This window comes from Lactobacillus kullabergensis, from assembly GCF_000967195.1.
GTDB classification, from domain to species: domain Bacteria; phylum Bacillota; class Bacilli; order Lactobacillales; family Lactobacillaceae; genus Lactobacillus; species Lactobacillus kullabergensis.
Window position 1 is genome coordinate 296572 of record NZ_KQ033871.1, and the last position, 2034, is coordinate 298605.

Consider the following 2034-nt stretch of genomic DNA (forward strand, 5'->3'; position numbering starts at 1 on the left):
ATTGTTGGTATGATTTTTTAATTTTGCTAACAGCAAGACTGTATAGTTTAGAAAGGAAACTTATTATGAAGATCAACTCAAATAACAAATTTGTTAAGCTTTACCTTGCCGCTTTAGCACTTATTACTACTAGCGCAACCGCTGTACCAACTACTATTACTAATTTAACTACCGTTTCAGCTAAAGCTAAGAAACATCACAAGAAAACTAAAAAGACTAAAAAGAAAGCTTACGTCATTGCTAAATACTACGATGAATTTAAACCCGGTTACAGCTACACCTACAACAAAAAGAAAGGTGTTTTCATTGGTCACAAAATGAAAAAACATCATACTTCAACTACTGATTCCGATGAGCCAAGAGTTGAAAAAGCCACTAGCAATTATAATGTACCTAAAGTAAAAAAATTTACTAAACAAATATTAAATGAATTTCATTTAAAAGGTTACCGTTGGGCAAAAACAACGATCACTTATAATTACAATGATGTAAACGAAAGCCAACAAACAATAATCAATCAGGCAATTGATCAAATAAATCAATTAGGCATCATTAACTTAAAGAAAACTAACAAAAAAGCTAATATTACAATAGAAGTGTCAACAACGAATCTGGCAAGAGCCGGTTACACAACTGGACCAGTTTCAATAGAAGATAATTCATTAAATCTTAACCTAATTGATGAACAAACTGTAACACTATATGAAAATCAAATTCAAGCACATTGTTACGGTAATTATGCTCTATACTTAAATCAAGTATCTTTACATGAAATTGGACATGCACTCGGTCTTGAACATAATGAACAAAATAAATATGAAATTATGGCACCAGTATCGGATGTAAGCAAAATAAATAAGATTGACGCAACTCATGTAGCAATCGATCAAGATTACATCAAAGGTTTGGCTATTCTTTACCAAAACTAATCGCTGTTGACAACAAAACACAATTTAGAAAGTAAAATTATCATGAAGTTCATTAAAAAGTTAAAAGCAACTATCATTACCACTTTAGCCTCAATCACAATGACACCAACTGCTTCTGTTGCTCAATGCCAAAGCAAAAATCATTATTGCTCACAAGAAACCACAGTTTAAAAAATTTAATAAATAATATATTATAGAATTAAAGCAATCATTATTTTTCATAACATAGAAAGAAAAATTTATGATGAAAATTTCATCAAAATTAGTAAAATCAGCTGTAATCTCGCTTTCATTAATAACTTTAATCGGAACAACTATACCAATCGTAGCCACTCCTACAACTATTCAAGCTAAGAAAGCCAAAAAGAAACACTATGTAACCGCCAAAAACAAGCACCAATTCAAATTTGGCTATGCTTACGTTTATAACAAAAAGAAACATTGTTACATCGGACACAAAATGTCTAAAAAAGAACGTCAACAATTTAACATGCCAAAAGAACAAAAAATTCAAAAAGCTAAATCAAATTATGACGTTCCTAATATCAACAATTTCAATAATACAATTTGCTCACAATATAGTTTACTAGGTTATCGTTGGAATAAAATTAATTTAACATTTAACGATAATCACTTAAACGCACATCAACAAGAATTAGCTGAAAATTCAATTGAAAAAATTAACAATTTAAATAGTATAAAATTATCAAAAACTAATAAAAAAGCTGACATCACTATTCAAATAGCTAAAAAAGAGAATCCAAGAGTAGTTGGTCAATCAACATACACTATTTCAGATGATGACAAATATAAGAACATAAACTTATACGAAATTGCAGAAATTAATATTTATAATAATTCGATATTAACACAAGTATCTGAAAATATAATTGATTATGACACACTATTTAAACATGTAATACTACATGAAGTTGGACATTGTTTAGGACTAAAACATAATCCAACACAAAGTCGTATAATGAATGTAACAAACTCTCGTAGTGAACATATAACAGACCCTGACCAAGATTACATCAACGACTTAGCTGTTCTTTACCAAAATTAATCCCTGTTGACAACATATCGACCATATCAGTAATTATGG

Annotated in this window: 3 protein-coding genes; all 3 read left to right on the forward strand. The window is 29.3% G+C overall.

What is annotated here, in order from left to right; genetic code table 11:
- Positions 1 to 65: 65 nt before the first annotated feature.
- Positions 66 to 929 (forward strand): matrixin family metalloprotease, encoded by an 864-nt coding sequence (locus JF76_RS09890; RefSeq protein ID WP_052697045.1) that lies wholly within the window; start codon positions 66 to 68, stop codon positions 927 to 929.
- Positions 930 to 971: 42 nt separating this feature from the next.
- Positions 972 to 1100, forward strand: coding sequence for a hypothetical protein (locus JF76_RS10480; protein ID WP_279625408.1), 129 nt, complete (start codon positions 972 to 974; stop codon positions 1098 to 1100).
- A gap of 70 nt (positions 1101 to 1170) precedes the next feature.
- Positions 1171 to 1995, forward strand: coding sequence for a zinc-dependent metalloprotease (locus JF76_RS01900; protein ID WP_045927585.1), 825 nt, complete (start codon positions 1171 to 1173; stop codon positions 1993 to 1995).
- Positions 1996 to 2034 lie beyond the last annotated feature (39 nt).

What these genes read in the sequence shown, in the direction of transcription:
- JF76_RS09890 (WP_052697045.1), top strand. Translation starts at nt 66, where the DNA reads ATGAAGATCAACTCAAATAACAAATTTGTTAAGCTTTACCTTGCCGCT.
- JF76_RS10480 (WP_279625408.1), top strand. Translation starts at nt 972, where the DNA reads ATGAAGTTCATTAAAAAGTTAAAAGCAACTATCATTACCACTTTAGCC.
- JF76_RS01900 (WP_045927585.1), top strand. Translation starts at nt 1,171, where the DNA reads ATGATGAAAATTTCATCAAAATTAGTAAAATCAGCTGTAATCTCGCTT.